The organism is Corynebacterium jeddahense (genome assembly GCF_028609865.1).
GTDB lineage: Bacteria > Actinomycetota > Actinomycetes > Mycobacteriales > Mycobacteriaceae > Corynebacterium > Corynebacterium jeddahense.
Genome location: NZ_CP063194.1, coordinates 1,617,826 through 1,639,899 on the forward strand (window position 1 = coordinate 1,617,826; position 22,074 = coordinate 1,639,899).

Genomic DNA, 22,074 nt, shown 5'->3' on the forward strand with positions numbered 1-22,074 from the left:
TCACCTGAAAGAAGGAATTCAAATGCGTAATTTCCGCAACACCGCGGTTGCTTCGGCTACCGCCCTCACTGTCCTGGTTTCCGGCCTGGGCATCGCCTCCGCCGCTGAGGCCGACAGCAACGGTCACGTCTCTTTCCGCCCGGAGCAGGTCACCTTCGCCCTCTCCGTCCTGCCGAAGACGGATAAGCTCGACGCAATCCGCAAGATCGAGGATCCGACCGAGCGCGCTCAGAAGCTCAACGATTACCTGAACAGCGATGAAGGGGCGGCCGATCGCGAGTTGGTTCAGGACTGGCTGGCGAACCACACCACCCCCGCTCCGCAGACCCAGGTCAAGCCTGACGCTGACCGCGGTGGCTTCGGCGACACCCTGTTCGCTGGCTTCAACCGCAACGGCGACGACCGTCTCTCCGGCGGCAACGACGTCAAGTTCGGCGACTTCGTCTCCGATGTCTTCAACCCGGACGTGACCGACGCTCAGATCGGCGCCAAGACCGAGGGTGACCGCGCTGTCCGCAAGCAGGACATGCTCGGCTCCTCCACCGACGTTGCTAACGTTCCGCAGTGGGCACGTATCTGGAACGAGACCCTCTCCATCGCCGGCATCGGCACCATCATCGGCCTCATCATCGCCGGTGTGAACTACGCTTCCTACAACGGCTGGATCCAGCTTCCGTCCCTGTAAGGAACGCTGCCTAGGCATTGCCTAGACTCTGCCCCGCTGCACTGCGCAGCGGGGCGTTTCCTTTTGCGCGGCTCATCGCGCAGCGAAACCGAGCGGCCCCGCGGATTGCTCCACGGGGCCGCTCAAACCCTCGTTGGCGCTACTCCCCCAGCATCAGCTGGCCGGCCGCCACGTCGGCGTCGGGGATGGTGAGGATCTCGTTGCCGTCGTCGGTGATCACGATCGTGTGCTCGAACTGGGCGGTGTACTCGCCGTCCGTGTTCTGCACCGTCCACCCGTCGTCCCAGACGCGGTACGGCAGCGCACCAAGGTTGATCATCGGCTCGATCGTGAGCGTCATGCCCGGCTCGAGCACGTCCCGGTAGGCGTCGGAGTCGTAGTGCAGCACGACCAGGCCGTTGTGGAAGGTGGGGCCGACGCCGTGGCCCGTGAAGTCGGTGACCACGTTGTAGCCGAAGCGCTTGGCGTAGGACTCGATGACGCGGCCGATGACGTTGATCTCCCGGCCCGGCTTCGCCGCCTTGATGCCGCGCATGGTGGCCTCGTAGGTGCGCTGGACAAGCAGGCGGTGCTCCTCGGCCACGTCGCCGGCGAGGAACGTCGCATTGGTGTCGCCGTGCACGCCGTTCTTGTAAGCGGTGACGTCGATGTTGACAATGTCTCCGTCCTGGATAACCGTCGTGTCCGGGATACCGTGGCAGACGATTTCGTTGAGGGAGATGCAGCAGGACTTCGGGTAGCCGCGGTAGCCCAGCGTGGACGGGTACGCGCCGTGCTCGACGAGATAGTCGTGCACGATGCCGTCGATCTCGTCCGTCGTCTTCCCTGGCGCCACCGCCGCCCCGCCGAGCGCGAGCGCGTTCGCGGCGATCTTGCTCGCCTCGCGCATCGCCTCGATGGTCTCCGGGGTCTGCACGAACGGCTCCCCGACGTTCTCCTGCACCTCGTCCTTCCAGGCGTACTCCGGGCGCTCGATGGAGGCGGGCACCTTCCGCTCCGGGGTGGGTGTTCCTGGCGTAAGTAGTCCTCGTGGATTCATACCCACAATGGTAGTCCCGGGCCCAAACCGCCCCGCCGAGGCCGATTGCTCAGTGCGCCCTAGTGCAGCGGCAGGTTGGACAGCATCGTGTTTGTGAGCGCCACCGCGGCCTCGGAGCCGCCGCCGAGCACCACGAGCGTGGCAAACGCGATGTCGTCGTCGGCCCGGTAGCCGGTGAACCAGGCGTGCGAGCCGCCGTTGATCTCGGCCTCGCCGGTCTTGCCGCGGATGTCGCCCTCAGCGCTCATATTCGACGCGGTGCCGCCGGGCGCGGTGACGGCGGCCATGAGCTGGCGCAGCTCGTCGATAGTCTGCGGCGCTGGCGGGTCGACCTGGCCGGTGACCTTTGTCTCGGCGCCCTGGATGAGGAACGGCACCGGCATCGCCCCGCGCGCCGCGGTCGCGGAGACGAGCGCCATGCCGAACGGGCTAGCCAGGTCGAGGCCCTGGCCGTAGCCGGCCTCCGTGCGGTCGAGCGGCTCCTCGCCCTCGGGGATGGAGCCGGTGAACGTCTCCACACCGGGGATCTCCATGTCCACGCCGAAGCCGAACTGCTTTCCTACCTCTTTCAGCTCGCCCGGGTTGAGCTTCGTGGAGATGTCCGCGAACGTGGTGTTGCACGAGTGCGCGAACGCGCTCTCGAGCGGCACGGTGCCGAGACTGAAGCCCGCGTAGTTGGTCACCGTGCGGCCGTAGAGGTCCATCGTGCCCGGGCATGGCACCGGCGAACCGGGCACAAGCCCCTCGCGCGAGAGTCCCGCGGCGGCGGAGATGATCTTGAACGTCGAGCCCGGCGGGTACTGGCCCATCGTGGCCAGGTTGCCCTCCGCGTCGGCGGCGGGCGTCTGCGCGATGGCGAGGATCCCGCCCGTCGAAGGGCGGATGGCCACGATCATGGCCTTCTGCCCCGCCATCGGCTCGAGCGCCTGCTCCGCGGCGAGCTGCACGCGATGGTCGAGGCTGATGCGTACGGCGGGGGCGGGCGCCGGGTCCTCGCCCTCGAGGCGCTCGTACGCCGCGCCGTTCTCGTTCACCACGTCGACGCTCCACCCGGCGTCACCGGTGAGGTCGTCGCGCACGAGCTCGCCCACGCGCGCCATGATGTCGGGCGCGAACGTCGGCTCGGCGTTGACCATCGCCGCCTCCTCGTTGAGGCGCACGCCCGGCTCCCCCGCCAGCGCAGACTCGAACGCGTCGCGCGCGGCGGCGGGGATGACCGCGGCCGAGTACACGCCGTCCGCGTCGGCGAGCTCCTTTTCCAGCCCCTCGGCGTCGCGCAGCGGCACGCCGCGGTCCGCCTCGTGCGCTTTCGCGAGCGCGCCACTGATCCCGGACGCGGCAGCGCCGGCGCTGCGCATCGCGCTCGTATCCACGAGTACGCGGTACGCCGTGCCCGGCTTGAGCAGCTCCACCCCGTCCGACGAGACCACGCTCGCCTGCGCGGGCGGCACGGCGCGCAGCTCAAGGTGCTGGTTCGCGCCGAGGCGCGGGTGCAGCACGGACGGCTGCCAGCGCACGGTCCACTCGTTGCCGGACTGCGTGAGGGTCATCTGCGCGTCGTAGCTCAGCTCACGCTCGCGCGGCAGCTGCCACGTCAGGCGGTACTTCGCGGTGGCGAGGTTGTCGTCTTGGTGCACGTCGAGCAGCTCCGCGTCGAGCCCCTCGGCCTGCAGGCCGTTCCAGGTCTCGGCGATGGAAGCGTCGGCGGCCGAAGGGTCGTCGATACGCGAGGCTGTACTCTCCCGCTTCTCCAGCGCGCTCAGGAACGCGTCGGCCGCGGGCTCGGCATCGTTGGGACGCGGGGTGCAACTGCTTATCGACGACGCAAGCGCCACCGCCGCGACCACCCCAGCTAGGCGGCGTCGCATGCTAGCGCGTGACCTTGACCTCGGCCTTCGCGCCGGCGACCTCCTCGAGGCCCTCCTCCTCGGCGATGCGCAGGGCGTGGGCGATGAGCGTTTCCACGATCTTGGATTCCGGCACCGTCTCCACGACCTCGCCCTTGACAAAGATCTGGCCCTTGCCGTTGCCCGAGGCCACGCCGAGGTCCGCGTCGCGCGCCTCGCCCGGGCCGTTGACCACGCAGCCCATCACGGCGACGCGCAGCGGGAACTCCATGCCCTCGAGGCCGGCGGTGACCTCTTCGGCGAGCTTGTACACGTCCACCTGGGCGCGGCCGCACGACGGGCAGGAGACGATCTCGAGCTTGCGGGGGCGCAGGTTGAGCGACTGCAGGATCTGGTCGCCCACCTTGATCTCCTCCACCGGGTCCGCAGACAGCGAGACGCGGATGGTGTCGCCGATGCCCTCGGCGAGCAGGGCGCCGAACGCGACGGAGGACTTGATGGTGCCCATGAACTTCGGGCCCGCCTCGGTGACGCCGAGGTGCAGCGGGTAGTCCGTCTTCTCCGCGAGCTGGCGGTAGGCCTCCACCATGAGCACCGGGTCGGAGTGCTTCACCGAGATCGCAATGTCGCCGAATCCATACTCCTCGAACAGGCCGGCCTCGTAGATCGCGGACTCGACGAGCGCTTCCGGGGTGGCCTTGCCGTACTTCTCCAGCAGGCGCTTGTCCAGGGATCCGCCGTTGACGCCGATGCGGATCGGGATGCCCGCGTCGCCGGCCGCCTGCGCCACCTCTTTCACGCGCCCGTCGAACTCCTTGATGTTGCCCGGGTTCACGCGCACCGCAGCGCAGCCGGCGTCGATGGCGGCGAAGATGTACTTCGGCTGGAAGTGGATGTCCGCGATGACCGGGATCGGCGACTTCGCGGCGATGGCCGGCAGCGCCTCCGCGTCGACGGTTTTCGGGCAAGCCACGCGCACGATGTCGCAGCCCGCGGTGGCCAGCTGCGCGATCTGCTGCAGCGTGGCGTTGATGTCGTGCGTCTTCGTCGTGGTCATCGACTGCACGGTGATCGGGTGATCGGAGCCGACGCCCACACCCCCAACCATCAGCTGGCGGGTCTTGCGACGCGGGGCCAGGGTCGGAGCCGGGCCTTCTGGCATGCCTAATCCGATGGGGGTGTTCATGGTGGCTAACTCTAGCACCGTCACCCAAAAATTCTGACGGGGTTGACCACGTCCGCGGCCATCACGAGCACGCCCACCGCGAGCAGCAGCGCCGCCATCGTGTATGTCAGCGGCATGAGCTTTTCGTAGTTCGCCGGTCCGCCCGGCGGCAGCCCGCGAATGCGCCGGAAGGCGTCGCGAAGCTTCTCGTAGCACACCACCGCGATGTGCCCGCCGTCGAGCGGCGGCAGGGGCACGAGGTTGAACAGGGCGAGGAAGAAGTTCAAGCTGGCCAGCACCATCCAGAACGCGGACCACTGGTTCTGCTCCGCGAGCTCGCCGCCGGTGCGGGAGGCGCCGATGATGCTCACCGGGCCCTCGACGTCGCGCTCAGCGCCGAACAGCGACGCGACCACGCCCGGGATCTTGCCGGGGAACGCGGCAATGCCCTCGACGGTGACGCGCAGCATCTCGCCAGTGAACCGCGCCGTCGCGGGCACGGCCTCGGCGGGGCCGTACCGCTTGATCGCGTCCGGGATCGGCGCGGCGGTGATGCCCACCGCGCCGACGGTGACCCGCTCGCCGGAGGTGGTAATGCGCTCCACGCCGGCGACGGGGACCGCGACGGTGACGGGGGCGCCGTCGCGCAAGAGCTCGAGCTCAACGGACTGCCCCTGCTTGTCCGCGACCGCCTCGCGCAGGTCCGCGAACTGCTCCACCGGCGCGCCGTCGACGGCGACGATCGTGTCGCCCGGGCGCACCCCGGCCTCCCCCGCGGGTCCTTCGCCCTCGCAGTCCGCGAGCGTGCCCGCGTCGACCTGGTCGGCCACGCAGGTGACCTCGCCCACCCGCGGCGTCGTGTCCGCGTTCGGGTTCGGGATGCCGGCAAAGATCGCCACAAAATAGACGATCACCATGCCAATGAGCAGGTTCATCACGATGCCCCCGGCGAGCACGGCGATGCGCTGCCAGGCGGGCTTGTTCACCATCGCGTACGGCGCTTCCTCCGGGGTGACCGGATCCATCGCCGTCATGCCCGCGATGTCGCAGAACCCGCCGAACGGCAGGGCCGCGACGCCGTACTCGGTGCCGCCCTTCGTCGTCGACCACAGCGTCGGGCCGAAGCCGATGAAGTAGCGGCGCACCCGCATGCCAAACGCGCGGGCGGTGAACATGTGGCCGGCCTCGTGCAGCGCGATCGACGCCGCGATGGCCAGCGCGAACGCCAGGATGCCCAGGACAGTCACGTGCTGCGGTGCCCCGCGCTACGCGCGCTCGAGGCGCGCGACGGCGTTGCCCACCTGCTCGCGGGCGCGGGCCTCGATGCGCATGATGTCGTAGACGTCGCCCGGCGTGGTGGCGTAGCTGCCCGCGCCGTCGAGCACCTCGGCGATGAGGTCCACGATCTGCGGGAAGCGGATCCGCCCGGCGAAGAACGCGTCGGTGGCCGCCTCGTTCGCCGCGTTGTAGATCGCGGGGTACGGGTCGCCCTGCTTCGTGGCCTGGCGGGCGAGTTTGACGGCGGGGAAGGCGTCGTCGTCAAGCGGTTCGAAGCTCCACTCGAAGGCCTGGGTGAAGTCGAGCGCCTCCTGCGCCCCGGCGACGCGGTCGGGCCAGCCGAGCGCGAGCGAGATGGGCAGCTTCATCGACGGCGGGGAGGCCTGCGCGATGGTGGCGCCGTCCGTGAACGTCACCATGGAGTGGACGACGGACTGCGGGTGCACCGTGACGTCGATGAGGTCCGGGTCCACGTCGAACAGCAGCGAGGCCTCGATGAGTTCCAGGCCCTTGTTCACCATCGTCGCGGAGTTGAGTGAATTCATCGTGCCCATGGACCACGTCGGGTGGGCCACAGCCTGGTCCGGGGTGACGTCCATGAGCTCGTCGCGCGTCTTGCCGCGGAACGGCCCGCCGGAAGCGGTGAGCACGTAGCGCGCCACCTCGCCGCTGCGGCCGCAGCGCAGCGCCTGCGCCATCGCGGAGTGCTCCGAATCCACCGGCACGATCTGCCCCGGCGCCGCAGCGTCGAGGACGATGCGCCCGCCCGCGACGAGGGACTCCTTGTTCGCGAGCGCGAGCGTCGTGCCGTTCTTGAGCGTCTCCAGCGTGGCGGGCAGCCCGGCCGAGCCGACGAGCGCGTTGAGGACAATGTCCGCCGGCTGGGAATCCACGAGCGCGGACGCGCACGTGTCGCCGGTGATGACGTAGCCGCCGAGCGCCTTCGACACCGCTTTCGCGCCCTCGATGTTGCGCACGGCGATCTGATCCGCGCTCAGCCCGAACTCGAGGGCCTGCTCGATGACGACGTCGGGGTTGTTGCCGCCCGTCGCCAGGCCGACGACGTTGAACTGGTCGCGGTTGTCCCGGATCACCTCGACCGCCTGCGTGCCGATGGAACCGGTGGAACCGAGAATCAGTACATTCTTCACGCTGCCATTGTGGCATGTTTCGCGGCACGTGGTGCGAAAGTTTGAACTCATTAGGGGTGATGAGTCACCAGCGCGGTGCCCGGTGTGCGATGATGGACGCCGAGAGTTTTATCAGCCTCCCTGACGCAAATAATGAAGGAGCATTCCCGTGGCTCACGCGAATGAAACAGCACCCCAGGTGTACAACGGTGTGTCCGAGGCGGACGTGCCGTCGGCCCGCTTCGGCTGGAGCGCGCTGTCCGACCGCACCATCCAGACCGCCGGGTGGATCTCCGTGCTGGTGCTCGTCGCCTACAACTTCGGCAACCACCAGGGCCACGTGGAGACGATCTGGCTTATCGCGCTGGCCGTCCTCATCGCCCTCGGCCTCATCCTCCAGGCGACGAAGCCGAAGCTGCACCAGGTGCGCACCGTGACCTCCCACAACCAGCCGGCCGGCCACGTCGAGCCGGACTGGATCTACAACCAGGCCACGCTCTCTGGCGACGTGTACGAGAACCTCACCGACTCCCAGCTGCGCTCCCTCAACATCGAGCCGGCCCGCGTCGCGCACCTGCGCTCGGCGCACCGCGAGGACCGCGTCATCGAGCGCAACGAGGAGACCCACGTTGTCGACCCGGCTCCGGTCCGCGAGACCGTCGAGGTGGTCGAGGTCGACGCCGCCACCGGCAAGCACGAGCGCATGTAAGCGTTCGCGTATCGACGACACCCGCTGGCCGACCTGCCAGCGGGTGTTTTTGTGCGCGGTGGGGCCTACCCCGCCTTTTCGTCCGCGGCGAGCTGGCCGCAGGCGGCCGCAATCTCCTGCCCCTTCGTGTCGCGCACCGTGCACGGCACGCCCTGGGCGGCGACGCGGCGCACGAACTCGTCCTGGCGCGCCTTCGGGGAGGCGTCCCACTTCGAGCCCGGCGTCGGGTTGAGCGGGATGACGTTGACGTGGACGAGCGAGCCGAGCGCGGCGTGGAGCTTCTTGCCCAGCATGTCGGCGCGGAAGTTCTGGTCGTTCATGTCGCGGATGAGCGCGTACTCGATGGAGACGCGCCGGCCCGTCTGGTCCGCGTAGTAGCGGGCGGCGTCGAGCACCTCGGCGACGGCGAAGCGGTTGTTCATGGGGACGAGCTCGTCGCGCAGTTCGTCGTCAGGCGTGTGCAGGCTCACGGCGAGGGTGCACGACAGACCCTCGTCGCCGAGGCGGCGAATCTGCGGAGCGAGCCCGACCGTGGAGACGGTGACGTTGCGCTGCGAGATGCCGAAGCCGTCCGGCGCGGGCTGGGTGATCTGGCGCACCGCGGCGACCACGCGGTTGTAGTTCGCCAACGGCTCGCCCATACCCATGAACACGACGTTGGACAGGCGCGAACCCTCCGCCTGCATCATCGCCGCCGCCGCGCGCACCTGGTCCACGATCTCCGCGGTAGACAGGTTGCGGTCCAGGCCGCCCTGGCCGGTGGCGCAAAACGGGCAGGCCATGCCGCAGCCGGCCTGGGAGGAGATGCACAGCGTCGCGCGCCCGGGGTAGCGCATGAGCACCGACTCGAGCAGGATGCCGTCGTGGAGGCGCCACAGCGTCTTCGTCGTGTCGCCGTCGTCGGTCTCCACCGTGCGCACCGGGGTGAGCAGCGTGGGAAACAGCGCGTCCTTGACCGTTTGGCGCTGGTGCTCGGGCAGATCCGTCATGGTCAGCGGGTCCGCCTCGAACTTGCCGTAGTAGTGGCGCGCGATCTGGTCCGCGCGGAACTTGGGCAGGCCGAGGTCTTTGAGCGCGGCGATGCGCTCGTCCTTGGTCAGGTCCGCGAAGTGCTTCGGCGGCATCCCGCGCTTGGGCGCGAGGAGTTGGATCTGGGGGAAGTCGCTCATAGTGCGCCCCATTTTGGCACGTTAGCGCGCCAAATTCGAATCCCGGCCGGGGTTACGCGCCGTTCATGAGCGCCGTGGAGGTGAGCAGGATGTAGGTCACCGCCGCCGCGGGCAACATGCCGTCGAGGCGGTCCATGATCCCGCCGTGGCCCGGCAGCAGGTTCGACATGTCCTTGATGCCGAGTTCGCGCTTGAATTGGCTTTCCACGAGGTCGCCCATCGTCGCACAGAGCACGAGCGCAATGCCGAGGACGACGCCCATCCACCATGGGCCGTCGATAAGCAGTGCGACAACGAGGATGCCCGTGATCACGCCGGCGGTGAGCGAGCCCCCGAAGCCCTCCCACGACTTGTTCGGGCTCACGGCGGGTGCCATCGGGTGCGAGCCGAACATCACGCCCGCCGCGTAGCCGCCGACGTCGTTGGCCACGACGCAGAGCATGAACGCGACGATGAAGCGGGAGCCGTCGACGCCGCCCTCGCTGATCACGGAGATCATCGCGGCGAACGTACCGAACAGCGGGATCCAGGCGAGCACGAAGATGGCGACGGCAGTGTCGCGCAGGTAGTTCTCGGGGCGGTTGTGGCGGCCCTGGTGGAACATGCCCCAGAACATGACCACGAGCACGGTGAACGCGAAGCCGGCGACGAGGCCGGTGGTGCCGTACGGGACGGACAGCCACAGCATCGCCTGGCCGAGGATGATCATGAGCGTGCGGGGCTGCTGGTAGCCGCCCTCCCGCAGGCGCGTCATCACCTCCCACATCGCGAGCGCGACCGCGACGGCGACGAGGGGGTACCAGGCCACCGGGCCGACCATGACGGCGGCGATGACGAGCGCGCCGAGCACCACGCCGGTCGTAATCGCCGCGGGCAGGTCGCGCCCCGCCTTGTTCTTCGGCTTCGGCGCGTGCGAGGGCCAGCGGCTCGGTGTGGCGCGGTGCTCGTGTTCGTGCCCGTGTTCGTGCCCGTATTCGTGCTCGGTGGTGGCCACCTTAGACCTCCAGCAGCTCGGCTTCCTTGCGCTGCACGATGTCGTCGATCTGCGCGACGTACGTCTGGGTCGTCTTGTCCAGCGACTTCTCGGCGGTGGCGACCTCGTCCTCGCCGGCGTCGCCGTCCTTCTGGATCTTCTTCAGCGCGTCCATCCCGGAGCGGCGCACGTTGCGGATGGCGATCTTTCCCTCCTCGCCCTTCTGCTTCGCCTGCTTGACCAGGTCACGGCGGCGCTCCTCCGTGAGCTGCGGCACGGAGACGCGGATGACCTGGCCGTCGTCCGTCGGGTTCACGCCGAGATCGGAGTTGCGGATGGCGTTCTCGATCTCGCCCATGGTGGACATGTCGTAGGGCTTGATCAGCAGCATGCGCGGCTCCGGCACCGAGATGGTGGCCATCTGGGTGATCGGGGTCGGCGCGCCGTAGAAGTCCGCCATCACACCGTTGAACATGGCCGGGTTCGCACGGCCGGTTCGGATGGTGGAAAGCTCCTCGCGGGTGTGGTCCACCGAGTGGGTCATGCGCTCCTCGGCGTCCAGCAAAACGTCATCAATCATGGGTGTACCCCTATCGTTTCTCGGGATTGCGTCCCCACTAACGTACCAGCGTCGCCCGGGCCTACACTGTCGCCATGCTGCACCCCGCGTTCACGTCCGCCGCAACGCCCGGCGGCGCGGACGACGGCGCGCCCGCTGCACCGCAGCGTCGCGGGCGCCTCGCCGGGTGGCAGATCCCGGTGAAGGACGGCACCGACGTCGCGGGCCTGCCCACCACCCACGGCAACCCCGCGCGCACGACGCATCCCACCGAGACCGACCCGTTCGTCGAGGCGCTGCTCCGCGCCGGTGCCACCGTCCCCGACAAAACCCTCACCTCGGAGCTCGGGGCCACGTGCTACGCGGAACGCCCCGGCGTGCCGGTGCTCGAATCCCCCGCCTACCCGGAGTGTACGCCGGGCGGCTCGTCCACCGGGGCCGCGGTAGTCGTGGCGGACGGGACCTGCCGCGCGGCGCACGGCACGGACGCCGGCGGCTCGGTGCGCGTGCCCGCCGCGGCGTGCGAGGTCGTCGGGCTGAAGCTCGCGGGCCGGCAGTTGCCCGCCCACGGGTTCCTCACCAGAGGCGTCAAAGACCTGTTCACCCTTACCGGGTGGCCGGCGGGCGGGCGGGCGCGGCGGCCGGTGCGCATCGGGGTGCTCACCCGGGGCGTGTTCGCCGACCCGCCGGTGCAGGATCGGCGCGGGGCGATCGTCGAGACGCTTGCTGCCCTCCTGCCCTACGACGTGGTCGAACTCGCGCCCTACCGCGAGTCGCGCGAGACGTACGCGCACTTTTCCGTCGCGATCAAGGCGGGCTTCCGCAACGTGGACCCGCTAGACAGCGACTACATCGGCTGGCTCGTCGAGGAGTCACACCGGCTCGCGCCCGGCGCCCTCGAGGCGGCTGCGGCGCACAAGCGCGCGCTGCCGGGGCTGCTCGCAGCGCAGTGGGGCGTGGACGCGGTGCTCTCCCCCACCCTCGCGTTCGACCCGCCGCCGCTCGGCTACTTTCCGTCGCTCTCCCCCGCGGAGAGCTTCGAGGCACAGACGCAGTGGTCGCCTTGGTGCTCGCTGTTTAACGTGCTGGGCACGCCCGCGATCGCGCTCGGCGGGGTGCACCTCGGCAGCCTCACGCTCACCGGGCCGGAGCTGTTGCGCGTGGCGCGCGACGTCGAGGCGCTGCTCGCGGGCGTCGCTGCGGGCTAGGCGACGAGGGTGCCCACCTGCTCGCCAGCGACGGCGCGGGCGATGTTGCCCTCCTTGAGCAGGTTGAACACGAGGATCGGCATGTTGTTGTCCATGCAGAGGCTGAACGCGGTGGCGTCGGCAACCTTGAGGCCGTGCTCGATGACCTCGCGCGGCGAGATCTCGGAGTAGAGCTTCGCGTCCGGGTTCGTGCGCGGATCCGAGTCGTACACGCCGTCGACGGCCTTCGCCATGAGCAGCACCTCGCAGCCGATCTCGAGCGCGCGCTGTGCCGCCGTGGTGTCCGTGGAGAAGTACGGCATGCCCATGCCGGCGCCGAAGATGACCACGCGGCCCTTCTCCAGGTGGCGCGCGGCGCGCAGCGGCAGGTACGGCTCCGAGATCTGGGCCATGTTGATCGCGGTCTGCACGCGGCAATCCACGCCCATCTGCTGGAGGAAGTCCTGCAGCGCCAGGCAGTTCATCACCGTGCCCAGCATGCCCATGTAATCCGAGCGCGCGCGATCCATGCCGCGCTGCTGCAGCTCGGCACCGCGGAAGAAGTTGCCGCCGCCGATCACCACAGCCACCTCGGTTCCGCCGCGGGCGACGTCCGCGATCTGGCGGGCGACGGACTCCACCACGTCCGGGTCGATGCCAACCTTCCCGCCGCCGAACATCTCACCGCCCAGCTTCAGCATCACTCGCTTGAAACCTGTGCGGTTGGGGTTGTGGTCAGTCACCGGTCATTGCTCCTTTTGCTGGGGGTCTCGTAACACTCCCGGAAGATTCTACGCTGCGTGGCCGCAAACCCAGATCCGCTGGGGCGCGGGGTGGTGTCCGGGCTGACAGGATCGCTGCGAAAGGTGGTAGCGGGTGGGGCGGGCACGCGTCGCAACGCAAAAGCCCCGGTACAAGACCGAGGCTTTGACGGCGGGGCGGGTTACGCCTGGCCGACCTCGAAGCGGACGAAGTCGGTGACCTCGATGCCGTTCTCGTCAGCGAACTGCTTCACGGTCTTCTTGGAGTCCGCGAGCGACGGCTGGTCGAGGAGCACGACGTCCTTGAAGAAGCCGCCCATGCGGCCTTCGACGATCTTCTCGATGGCAGCCTCGGGCTTGCCCTCGTTGCGGGTGATCTCCTCCTGGACCGCGCGCTCCTTCTCGATGACCTCGGCCGGCACGGCGTCCTGGTTGAGGTAGCGGGCCTTCATCGCGGCGATCTGCAGCGCGACCTGGTGCGCGGCCTCGGCGTTGTCACCGGTGTAGGCGACGAGCACGCCGACGGCCGGCGGGAGGTCGGCGGCCTTCTGGTGCAGGTAGACCTCGACGTTGTCGCCCTCGAGGGTTGCGGCGCGGCGCAGCTCCAGCTTCTCGCCGATCTTCGCGGAGAGGCGCTCGAGCACGTCGTGCGCGGCCTCGCCGTTGACGTCGGCGTTGGCCAGCTCCTCCTGGGAGTTCGCCTTCACGGCCGCGGCGGCCTGGGCGATCTGGTCCGCAACGTCCTTGAACTCCTGGTTCTTGGCCACGAAGTCGGTCTCGGAGTTGATCTCCACGATCGTGTTGCCGGAGACGGCGACGAGGCCCTCGAGCGCGTTGCGCTCGGCGCGCTTGCCCACGTCCTTCGCGCCCTTGATGCGGAGGTTCTCGACGGCCTTCTCGAAGTCGCCGTCGGTCTCCTCGAGCGCCTTCTTGCAGTCGAGCATGCCGGAGCCGGTGGTCTCGCGGAGCTTCTTGACGTCAGCAGCAGTGTAGTTCGCCATAGGGGCGATCCTCCTCGTGAATGTGTTGCTAAAAGGGTTCAAACCGTTTCAAGCGTAGCCGACGATGCCTGGCTCGGCACGATGGCGGGCCACTATGGCGCGGCACGGCGAGGAAACGGGTGAGATACGCGAACACCCCGCGCCCGCCGCGACAGCGCCGGATTCACCGGCGGGCGCGATCGGGCTACGGGGTGCTCGGGTGGCACGGTGCCGTGTAGGCCGGTGCCTTACTCGGCGGACTCGGTGCCGGTTGCCTGGGCGTCAGCCTGGTCCGCAGCCTGCTCGGCGGCACGGACGGCTGCCGGCTGCTCGACCGCCTCGACCACCTGCGGCGCCGCAGCCTCGGCGGCGACGGCGGCCTTGGCGGCGTCGGCGGCGGAGACATCCTCGGACACCGCGGCGGCAGCCGCAGCCTCGGAGACCTCGGCCTGGCGCTTCGCGTCGGTGTCACCGGCGGCGCCGCGCGCGGCGGCGAGCTGGCGCTCCTCGCGCTGCTGCTTGCCGGCCACGACAGCCTCGCCCACGATGTGGGTGAGCAGCTTCACGGCGCCGATGGCGTCGTCGTTGCCCGGGATCGGGAAGTCGACAACGTCTGGGTCGCAGTTGGTGTCCAGGATGGCCACGACGGGGATGCGCAGCTTCTGAGCCTCGGAGACGGCGATGTGCTCCTTGTTCGTGTCCACGATCCACAGCGCGGACGGCGCCTTGGTCATGTCCGCGATGCCGCCCAGCACGCGCTCGAGCTTGATGCGCTCGCGGGTGAGCATGAGGATTTCCTTCTTGCCGCGGCCCGCGTAGCCGTCCTCGGCTGCATCCATGGCCTGCAGTTCCTTCATGCGACCGATGCGCTTGGACACGGTCTGGAAGTTGGTGAGCATGCCGCCCAGCCAGCGGTGCGTCACGTACGGCATGCCGACGCGCTGCGCCTCTTCCTGGATCGGTTCCTGGGCCTGCTTCTTCGTGCCCACGAACAGGATGGTGCCGCCGTGCGCGACGGTCTCCTTGACAAACTCGTACGCCTCATCGATGTACGTCAGCGTCTGCTGCAGGTCGATGATGTAGATGCCGTTGCGGTCGGTGAAGATGAAGCGGCGCATCTTCGGGTTCCAGCGACGCGTCTGGTGGCCGAAGTGCACACCGGCGTCGAGGAGTTCACGCATGGTTACAACTGCCATGGCTTTGTCTCCTTCGGAGAAAGTAGTTCGGTTACTAGAAAGTCTCACGTGCGGGTTTTTATCCCGCACCCTGGCACCGTGCTAGCCCCGCACCCTGTGAGAGGGACCGTCGCTGAGCTGGCATTATCCGGCGCGCGTCGTCAGCCCATACGAGCTGCCCGAGCAACACTACCCGCTCACCCCGCAAAAACCTAATCTCATCTGCGCGTTCTGTGGATAGCCCCGCCCGCGCGCGCGAGTTATCCACAGCTTCGCGGGCGCGGGGTTCCCTTCCGTCGCCCGGGGTGCTGTAGTGCGAGCATGTGCGTATCGACGATCCTCCGGCCCCCAGCCGCCCTCACCGCCATCAGCTGCGCTCTTTTTGCGTCCGCCTCCCCCGCACTCGCCTGGGTCGACCCGGTTGCGGGCACTCGGCAGCCGGCCGGGGTGAGCCGGCCCGCCGAGATCCCGGAGCGAAACTGGCAGCCCGGCCACCGCGGCGTGGACCTCCCGGCGCGCGCCGGCGGCCCCGTGCTCGCGGCGGGCGACGGCACCGTCGCGTTCGTCGGCGCGGTGGCGGGCACGCCCGTGGTCTCCGTCGACCACCCGGGCGGTATCCGCACGACGTACCAACCGGTGCGCACCACGCTCGCGGTGGGCGACCGCGTGAGCGAAGGCCAGCCGATCGGCACCCTCGCCCGCGCCTCCGCGGCGTACTCGGGTGCGCACGACGGCCTGCACTGGGGCGCGCTTGCCGGCAAGGACACCTACATCGACCCGCTGCGGCTGCTCGACCCGCCCCGGATCCGGCTCAAGCCGGTGTAACCGGTGTAGCCGGTGTAGGCGGCGTCAGGCCCGCGGGTGGGCCTGGTCGTACACGCGCTTGAGCCGCTGGGCGGAGACGTGGGTGTAGATCTGCGTGGTCTGCAGGCTCGTGTGCCCAAGCATTTCCTGAACCACGCGCAGGTCCGCCCCGCCTTCGAGCATGTGCGTGGCGGCGGTATGGCGCAGCGTGTGGGGGCTGACGTGCTCGACGCCCGTGCGCGCCCCGGCGCGGTCCACGACGCGGCGCACCTGGCGCTGGTCGATGCGCCCGCCCCGCGAGCCGACGAACAGCGCGTCGGTCTCCCCCGCGAGCTCGGTGCGGCCGCGCTCGAGCCACTCGGCGACCGCCGCCGCGGCCTCGTCCCCGAACGGCACGACGCGCTGCTTGTTGCCTTTACCGGTGACCCGGGCGAGCCCGCGGGCGAGGTCGACGTCGCCGAGGTTCAGCCCGGTGAGCTCGCCGACGCGCATCCCGGTGGCGTAGAGCAGCTCGAGCATCGCGCGGTCGCGCAGGTGTTCCGCGGGGTGCGCGTCGTCGGCCGTGTCCGCCTCCACGAGCTCGCCGGCGCGCTCGCCGCGCACGACGTTGGGCAGCGGGCGGGTCACTTTCGGCGCCTTGAGGCGCGCTGCCACGTCCGCGTCGATGTGGCCCTGCCGGTAGGACCACGTGGAAAACGCCCGCACGGCAGCGGTGCGGCGGGCAAGCGTCGAGCGGCTCTTGCCCGCCGCGAGGGCGTCGGCAAGCCAGCGGCGCAGGGCGTCGAGGGTGAACTCGCTGTATGTGTCGGCGAACCCCGCGAGGGTGGCCAGGTCCGAGACGTAGCCCTTCACCGTGTTCGGGGAGCGCCCGAGGACGAGCTCGGCGTACTCGGCGAAGTCCGCCACCGCCGCCTGCAGCTGCCCCACTGGTTTACTCATGCCCCAGGAGTCTACCCCTGCGACGCTGCCGCGCTCTCCTCCTCGTCCGGGCGTTCGGCGCGGGACCACAGCCGGCGCTCCCGCTCGACGAGCCCGCGTCCGGCGAGGTCCATCAAGATGTGCACCGTCAGCCCGATGGTCAGACCAGCGTCCGCGGCGATGTCCTCCGCCTCCCGGCCGGGGCGGCCGACGGGCGGGAGCGCGTCGTAAATGCGTAACTCGTTTCTGGTGAGCCGCTGCACGTCGCTCGCCGGGAAGAGCGCCTCCATCGCCCCCTCCGCGTCCACCTGCCCGACGCCGCAGAGCTGCTCGTGGATCTGGTCGGCGTTGAGCACCATCGTCGCCCGGTTATCCTGGATGGCCAGGTTGGCGCCGAGCGACTCCACATCCGTGATCGGGCCCGGCACGGCCATCGCCGCGCGGTTGAACGTGTTCACCCATTTCAGGGTGTTCAGCGCCCCGGAGCGGAACGCCGCCTCGACGAGCACGGTGCCCAGCGTGAGCCCCGCGACGAGCCGGTTGCGGGTGAGAAAACGGTGGCGGTCCGGGGTGGTATCCGGCGGGTACTCGCTGACAATCGCGCCCCCAGACGCCGCGATTCGGTCGAACATGGCCGCGTTCGAGCGCGGGTACGCCACGCCCGGCCCGCACGCAGCCACCGCCACGGTGGGCGCGTTGACGTCGAGCGCGGTGAGGTGGGCCACCGTATCGATGCCCACGGCGCCCCCGGAGACGATCGTGTAACGGTACTTCCCCAGCCCCTTGACCAGGTCGCGCGTGGCCGTGTGGCCGTACTGCGTCGCCTGGCGCGTGCCCACCACGCCGACGGAGTTCGCAAACAACCCGGCCAGGTCCGGGTTGCCGCGCACCCACAGCGCGTGCGGGGCGATGCCGTCGGGCTGGGGCACGGCGCCGTTGTGCGCCGCCGCCGCAGCGCCGCGGGTGAACGCGAGGTCGATGGCCTCGCGCGGCCACCCGGGCGACTCCGGCGTGAGCAGCGTGTAACCGCACTCCGCCGCCCGCTCGAGGTCCTCGGCGGGACGGTCCCAGGTGTAGCGGTTCTCGGTCTGCGCGCGCAGCCCGCCGATCCACCCGGCGCGGGAGCGCACGCCGTCTGCGATCTCGTCAGCGGTGCGGCCCTCGCGCAGCAGCGCCTGGAGGTGGCGCGACGGCCCCTCAACGACGCGGCTCAGGTACGCCCAGGATTCCAGTGTGCTCATCTACGCCACCGCCTTCGCGTGCGAGGTCCGCAGCGCCATCGCCCGGTCCACGTGGTCAATGTCCGGCACGTCCACGCCCTCGAGGTCCGCGAGCGTCCAGGCGAGCTTGAGGCACCGGTCCACCCCGCGCTGCGTGAGCTCCCCCAGCGCGAGCTCCGTCTCCAAAAACGCCATCGCCGATTCCCGCGCCGGGAAGCAGCGCCGGATGAGGGTGGGGCTGACCCGGCCGTTGACGGACTCCTCGATACCCGCCCGCGTCCACCTTGCGCTCGCTCGCTCGCGGGCGGCGAGGACTCGCTCGGCGATCGCGCTCGACGGCTCGGCGCCCTCCGCGCTGACGACGGTGGCGTCGCCCGAGGTGCGCACGACCACGTCGATGCGGTCGCGCAGCGGTCCGGAGACGTTGCGCAGGTGCCGCGCGCGCACCGGGGAGGTGCACACGCACTTACCCCGCTTGCGCTCGCACGCGCACGGGTTCGCCGCGAGCACAAGCTGGAAATCCGCGGGGTACACGACGTCGCTGCGCAGGCGGCTCAGGCGCACCTCCCGCTTCTCCAGCGGGATGCGCAGCCCGTCGAGCACGTGGGCCGGGATCTCAGAGGCCTCGTCGAGGAAGAGCACCCCGCGGTGCGCCAGGCTCACCGCCCCCGGCACCGGGTTCGCGCCCCCGCCGCCGGTGAGCGCCGCGCGCGTGATCGAGGGGTGCGGAGCGACGAACGGCCGCGCCGCCACCGCACCCCCGCCGGAGGTCCCGGCGGCGGCGTGGATCGCCGTAACCTCCACCATCTCTTCCACCGTCAGCGGCGGCAGGATCGACGGCAGCCGCTCCGCCAGCATCGACTTGCCGCTGCCCGGCGGGCCGATCATCATCACGTGGTGCCCGCCCGCGGCCGCGACCTCGAGCGCCTCGCGCTCCTCGCTCATCCCCGCGATGTCGCGGAAGTCGGGGACGTCCGCCTTGCGTATCGACGCCTCCGGAGCCCCCACCCCCTCCAACTCCACCTCGCCGATGCACCAGCGCCACACCTGGGCCAGCGAGTCCGCGACGAGCACCTCGCGCCGGCCGAGCAGTGCGGCCTCCTCGGCGTTCGCCCGCGGCACCACCACCGTTTTCACGGTGTTCCCTGCGCCGCCCGCGCCATCTGCCGTGCCGAGCGCGGCGAGGAGCATCGGGAGCACGCCTTCGGCCCGTCGCAACGCACCGTCCAAGGCGAGCTCGCCGAGGAACATCGTGGTCGCGAGCCGCTCGTGCGCCCGCGGGTCGAGGCTGCCGAGCACCGCGAGCGCGATGGGCAGGTCGAAGTGCGAGCCCGCCTTCGGTAGGTGCGCCGGGGAGAGCGAGACCATGATCTTCGTCCGCGGCCACGCCAGCGACGAGTTCGCGATCGCGGTGCGGATCCGCTCGCGGGACTCCTTTACCGCGGCGTCGCCGAGGCCCACCATGTGCATGCCCGGCAGGCCGGCGCCGACGTTGGCCTCCACCGTTACCATCTGCGCGGCGACCCCCTCGACGGTCGCGCTGCGCGTGCTAGCAAGCGCCATCTTCGACCCCCGGGAACCTGCGCAGGATGTAATCCTCGCCGTCGAGGACAACCTCGACGACGTCGAAGCGGATCTCGCGCAGACCCGCCGCCGGGTGCTGCTCGAGCCACTGCGCCGCGCAGCGCCGCATCGTGGTGAGCTTCTTCGTGGTCACCGCCTCGGCCGCGCCGAACGCGGTGCCGCGGCGCGATTTCACCTCGACGAACACGATCGTGCCGTCTTGGTCCTCCACCACCGCGTCGATCTCGCCCGCCCGCATCCGCGCGCGGTGCGCGAGGAGGGTGTAGCCCTCCTCCTCGTACCACCGGATGGCGGCCCGTTCCCCTGCCCGGCCCAGCTCGTACTGCGCCGCGTAATCCACCTGCATTGCCACTCCTTGTCGTCATAGGTTCCAAAATGTTGGGTGCCTATTAGACGCAAGAAGTGGTAGCGCGGTTCCCTCGGCCGAAAAAATCGCAAAGCGCTGTCGGGGTGGGGTGGGGTGCCGAGGGATTGAGGACAAAATTGACCTCAATCCCTTTGCCCTACACCCCCTGCTCCTCCCGGCGGCTCGGCCTGGCAGGGCCGACTACTCCGGGAAGGTCAGCTCCGGCTTGTCCAGCTCTTCGATGTTGACGTCCTTGTACGTGATCACGCGCACGTAGCGCACGAAGCGCACGGCGCGGTACATGTCCCACACCCAGGCGTCGGACATGAGCACCTCGTAGTAGACGTCGCCGCCCTCGGTGTGCGGGATGAGCTTCACCCCGTTGGCGAGGTAGAAGCGGCGGTCCGTCTCCACGACGTAGGAGAACTGGCTGGCCACGTCGCGGTACTCGCGGTACAGGGAGAGCTCGACTTCGGCCTCGTAGTTGTCAAGATCCTCGGCGCTCATACATGACCCCTTGCAGTCGACTCGGTGAGAGACTCGGTGAGAGACTCGGTATAAAACGTGTCAGCGTCCCTGACGTTCGCATAACTATAACGGTGCTCGGCGCTCGCGCCGTGGCGGCGCACCGCGTCCATGTGCACCTTCGTGGAATACCCCTTGTGCGCCTCGAGCCCGTACTCCGGGTACGACGCCGCCATCTCGCAGATGAGCCGGTCGCGGCTCACCTTCGCCAGCACGCTCGCCGCGGCGATGCAGCGCGCGGTGAAGTCCCCGCCGATCACCGGCAGCTGGGGTGCGGGGAGGCCGGGGATGCGGAACGCGTCGACAAGCACGAAGCCCGGGCGCACCGACAGCCCCGCCACGGCGCGACGCGCGCCATCGAGATTGGCATGCTGGATGCCGCGCCGGTCGATCTCGGCGGCCGGGACGTGCACGACGCTGTAGGCGGTCGCGGTGGACCGGATGGCGTCGAAAAGCACCTCGCGCCTGCGGGCGGTGAGCTGCTTCGAGTCGGTGAGCCCCTCGAGCTGCGGAAGCGGGCGGGTGGGCAGGACGCACGCGGCGATGGTGATGGGCCCGAAACACGCGCCGCGACCCGCCTCGTCGACGCCCGCGACGGGGCCGAGGCCCGCCTTGTCCAGCGCGACTTCGTAGGTGCGCAGTTGTTTCAGGCGGCGCACTGCCCTACTTCTGAATGTCCGGGTCGGCCACGCCCTGCATGCGGTTGAGCGGGAAGACGACGGCCTCGACCTTGCCGCGGATGTTCTTCTTCGGAATCGTGCCCTCGTACTGGTCACCCATGTGGTAGCGCGAGTCGAGGGAGTTGGTGCGGTTGTCGCCCATCATGAAGTAGTTGCCCTCCGGCACCGTCACCGGGCCGAAGTACGGGCCGCCGCACGCGTCCGAGCCGGTCGAGGGATCCACCGGGTAGAAGTTCGGCTGGAGGATGTAGGACTGGTCAATCGGCTTGCCGTCCACCATGATCGCCGGGTCACCCGCCTGGCACGACACCGTCTGGCCACCCTTCGCGATGATGCGCTTGACCAGCGTGTTCTCGTCCTTGGGCACGAGGCCGACCCAGGAACCGGCCTCCTGCAGCCCGCGCACGACCGGGTTGTCGGAGCGGTTGGAGGTAAAGCCCGTGTTCCACGAATCGGTGCCCGCGAAGACGATGACGTCGCCCGGCTTCGGGTCGGAGAAGTAGTAGCTCACCTTCTCCACGAAGATGCGGTCGCCGGAGCCGTTCTCACCGTGCAGCGTCGGCTCCATCGACGCGGACGGGATGACGTAGAGCCGGCCGATGAAGGTCTGGATGAGGAACATGATCAGCAGCGTGAGCACGACGACGACCGGGATCTCGATGTACCAGGGCATTTCCTTCTTCTCGCCCTGCGCCGCAGCGCCGTCCACCTCGTACACCGGCTCGGCCTGTGCGTACGGGTTGTGGGGCTGCTGGGCCGGCTGCCCGTTCGCGGGCACGTTCGAATTCGTCACCCGGGATACGTTAGCACCACCGCGGCCTGCCACTAGAACGCGACAAAACGCGACAAACCCCGTCCGAGGCAACTCGGACGGGGTTCACAGGCGCGCTGAAACTAGCGACGCTCCTTGATGCGGGCAGCCTTGCCGCGCAGGTCGCGCATGTAGTACAGCTTCGCGCGGCGCACGTCGCCCTTGCGGACAACCTCGATCTTCTCGATGTTCGGGGAGTGCACCGGGAAGGTGCGCTCGACGCCGATGCCGAAGGAAACCTTGCGGACGGTGAAGGTCTCGCGGATGCCGCCGCCCTGGCGGCGCACGACGAAGCCGGTGAACACCTGGGTACGGGTCACGGAACCCTCGATGACCTTGACGTGCACGTCGAGGGTGTCGCCCGGGCGGAAGTCCGGGATGTCGTCGCGCAGCTGGCCGGCGTCGACCAGATCAATCTTGCCGTTGCTCATAGAAGCAATCCTTTTCGTTTCGGACAGAGGACCCTGGCGGCGCTTCCCCGTGCGGGGCGCTCGGCCGGTTCGTGTCGGTTACAACAACCTGCGGTATC

At 69.3% G+C, this 22,074-nt stretch carries 23 protein-coding genes; 4 read left to right on the forward strand and 19 right to left on the reverse strand.

Translation table 11 applies throughout. The features are described 5' to 3' along the window. Positions 1–22: 22 nt before the first annotated feature. Positions 23–685: a hypothetical protein gene (locus CJEDD_RS07895; protein ID WP_042409359.1), complete on the forward strand. Its 663-nt coding sequence runs from the start codon at positions 23–25 to the stop codon at positions 683–685. Positions 686–824: 139 nt separating this feature from the next. Here the strand turns inward: CJEDD_RS07895 and map are convergent, their stop codons facing one another. Genes map through dxr form a run of 5 tightly spaced genes read right to left on the reverse strand, consistent with a single transcriptional unit; the run spans position 825 to position 7,216 of the window. Continuing rightward, positions 825–1,724 carry a type I methionyl aminopeptidase gene (gene map, locus CJEDD_RS07900; protein ID WP_042409356.1) on the reverse strand — a complete coding sequence of 300 codons (900 nt, stop codon included), beginning with the start codon at positions 1,722–1,724 and terminating at the stop codon, positions 825–827. Between the two features lie 59 nt (positions 1,725–1,783). Continuing rightward, positions 1,784–3,592, reverse strand: coding sequence for a penicillin-binding transpeptidase domain-containing protein (locus CJEDD_RS07905; protein ID WP_273657467.1), 1,809 nt, complete (start codon positions 3,590–3,592; stop codon positions 1,784–1,786). A gap of 1 nt (position 3,593) precedes the next feature. Beyond that, a complete protein-coding gene (gene ispG / locus CJEDD_RS07910) occupies positions 3,594–4,757 on the reverse strand; it encodes a flavodoxin-dependent (E)-4-hydroxy-3-methylbut-2-enyl-diphosphate synthase (protein ID WP_042405160.1) in 1,164 nt (387 codons plus the stop codon). Positions 4,758–4,777: 20 nt separating this feature from the next. Then, positions 4,778–5,983, reverse strand: coding sequence for a M50 family metallopeptidase (locus tag CJEDD_RS07915; protein WP_042405158.1), 1,206 nt, complete (start codon positions 5,981–5,983; stop codon positions 4,778–4,780). An 18-nt stretch (positions 5,984–6,001) separates the two neighbouring features. After that, positions 6,002–7,216: a 1-deoxy-D-xylulose-5-phosphate reductoisomerase gene (gene dxr / locus CJEDD_RS07920; RefSeq protein ID WP_042405156.1), complete on the reverse strand. Its 1,215-nt coding sequence runs from the start codon at positions 7,214–7,216 to the stop codon at positions 6,002–6,004. 97 nt (positions 7,217–7,313) lie between these two features. Here dxr and CJEDD_RS07925 point away from each other — a divergent pair, with 97 nt between their 5' ends. After that, positions 7,314–7,853, forward strand: coding sequence for a DUF2631 domain-containing protein (locus tag CJEDD_RS07925; RefSeq protein WP_074432472.1), 540 nt, complete (start codon positions 7,314–7,316; stop codon positions 7,851–7,853). A 65-nt stretch (positions 7,854–7,918) separates the two neighbouring features. Here the strand turns inward: CJEDD_RS07925 and rlmN are convergent, their stop codons facing one another. From rlmN to frr, 3 genes are all read right to left on the reverse strand, one after another. Then, the gene (gene rlmN / locus CJEDD_RS07930; protein ID WP_042405155.1) at positions 7,919–9,022 is read right to left on the reverse strand and encodes a dual-specificity RNA methyltransferase RlmN; all 1,104 of its coding nucleotides are present in this window, start codon (positions 9,020–9,022) and stop codon (positions 7,919–7,921) included. A gap of 52 nt (positions 9,023–9,074) precedes the next feature. Then, positions 9,075–9,899 carry a phosphatidate cytidylyltransferase gene (locus CJEDD_RS07935; protein ID WP_042405168.1) on the reverse strand — a complete coding sequence of 275 codons (825 nt, stop codon included), beginning with the start codon at positions 9,897–9,899 and terminating at the stop codon, positions 9,075–9,077. 118 nt (positions 9,900–10,017) lie between these two features. Further along, complete coding sequence (gene frr, locus CJEDD_RS07940) at positions 10,018–10,575, reverse strand: ribosome recycling factor (RefSeq protein ID WP_042405154.1); 558 nt, start codon at positions 10,573–10,575, stop codon at positions 10,018–10,020. Between the two features lie 74 nt (positions 10,576–10,649). Here frr and CJEDD_RS07945 point away from each other — a divergent pair, with 74 nt between their 5' ends. Beyond that, positions 10,650–11,762 (forward strand): amidase family protein, encoded by a 1,113-nt coding sequence (locus CJEDD_RS07945; RefSeq protein WP_081764462.1) that lies wholly within the window; start codon positions 10,650–10,652, stop codon positions 11,760–11,762. On the opposite strand, the gene pyrH is transcribed toward CJEDD_RS07945, so the two are convergent. The 3 genes from pyrH to rpsB all read right to left on the reverse strand — a co-directional run bounded on the left by pyrH (position 11,759) and on the right by rpsB (position 14,678). Continuing rightward, positions 11,759–12,442 (reverse strand): UMP kinase, encoded by a 684-nt coding sequence (gene pyrH, locus CJEDD_RS07950; protein WP_042405164.1) that lies wholly within the window; start codon positions 12,440–12,442, stop codon positions 11,759–11,761. The two genes, CJEDD_RS07945 and pyrH, sit on opposite strands and share 4 nt — an antisense overlap. Before the next feature lie 242 nt (positions 12,443–12,684). Next, a complete protein-coding gene (gene tsf / locus CJEDD_RS07955) occupies positions 12,685–13,503 on the reverse strand; it encodes a translation elongation factor Ts (protein WP_042405153.1) in 819 nt (272 codons plus the stop codon). A gap of 227 nt (positions 13,504–13,730) precedes the next feature. After that, on the reverse strand, positions 13,731–14,678 hold the full coding sequence (rpsB, locus tag CJEDD_RS07960) for a 30S ribosomal protein S2 (RefSeq protein ID WP_042405152.1): 948 nt from the start codon (positions 14,676–14,678) through the stop codon (positions 13,731–13,733). A gap of 300 nt (positions 14,679–14,978) precedes the next feature. Between rpsB and CJEDD_RS07965 the strand changes: the two genes are divergently transcribed. Next, positions 14,979–15,482: a murein hydrolase activator EnvC family protein gene (locus tag CJEDD_RS07965; protein ID WP_074432470.1), complete on the forward strand. Its 504-nt coding sequence runs from the start codon at positions 14,979–14,981 to the stop codon at positions 15,480–15,482. Between the two features lie 24 nt (positions 15,483–15,506). Here the strand turns inward: CJEDD_RS07965 and CJEDD_RS07970 are convergent, their stop codons facing one another. From CJEDD_RS07970 to rplS, 8 genes are all read right to left on the reverse strand, one after another. After that, positions 15,507–16,400, reverse strand: a complete 894-nt coding sequence (locus CJEDD_RS07970; protein WP_042405149.1) for a tyrosine recombinase XerC — start codon at positions 16,398–16,400, stop codon at positions 15,507–15,509. Between the two features lie 11 nt (positions 16,401–16,411). Continuing rightward, on the reverse strand, positions 16,412–17,620 hold the full coding sequence (locus CJEDD_RS07975; RefSeq protein ID WP_042405146.1) for a DNA-processing protein DprA: 1,209 nt from the start codon (positions 17,618–17,620) through the stop codon (positions 16,412–16,414). Further along, entirely contained in the window at positions 17,621–19,162 is a 1,542-nt protein-coding gene (locus tag CJEDD_RS07980; RefSeq protein ID WP_042405144.1) for a YifB family Mg chelatase-like AAA ATPase, read from the reverse strand. Next, entirely contained in the window at positions 19,149–19,529 is a 381-nt protein-coding gene (locus CJEDD_RS07985; protein WP_042405142.1) for a YraN family protein, read from the reverse strand. Before CJEDD_RS07985 ends, CJEDD_RS07980 begins: the two co-directional genes overlap by 14 nt. A gap of 201 nt (positions 19,530–19,730) precedes the next feature. After that, positions 19,731–20,036 (reverse strand): DUF2469 domain-containing protein, encoded by a 306-nt coding sequence (locus tag CJEDD_RS07990; RefSeq protein WP_042405139.1) that lies wholly within the window; start codon positions 20,034–20,036, stop codon positions 19,731–19,733. Beyond that, positions 20,033–20,713: a ribonuclease HII gene (locus tag CJEDD_RS07995; protein ID WP_042405137.1), complete on the reverse strand. Its 681-nt coding sequence runs from the start codon at positions 20,711–20,713 to the stop codon at positions 20,033–20,035. Before CJEDD_RS07995 ends, CJEDD_RS07990 begins: the two co-directional genes overlap by 4 nt. 4 nt (positions 20,714–20,717) lie before the next feature. Next, positions 20,718–21,407, reverse strand: coding sequence for a signal peptidase I (lepB, locus tag CJEDD_RS08000; RefSeq protein WP_081764464.1), 690 nt, complete (start codon positions 21,405–21,407; stop codon positions 20,718–20,720). Between the two features lie 221 nt (positions 21,408–21,628). Further along, a complete protein-coding gene (gene rplS / locus CJEDD_RS08005) occupies positions 21,629–21,976 on the reverse strand; it encodes a 50S ribosomal protein L19 (protein ID WP_042405134.1) in 348 nt (115 codons plus the stop codon). Positions 21,977–22,074: the final 98 nt, after the last annotated feature.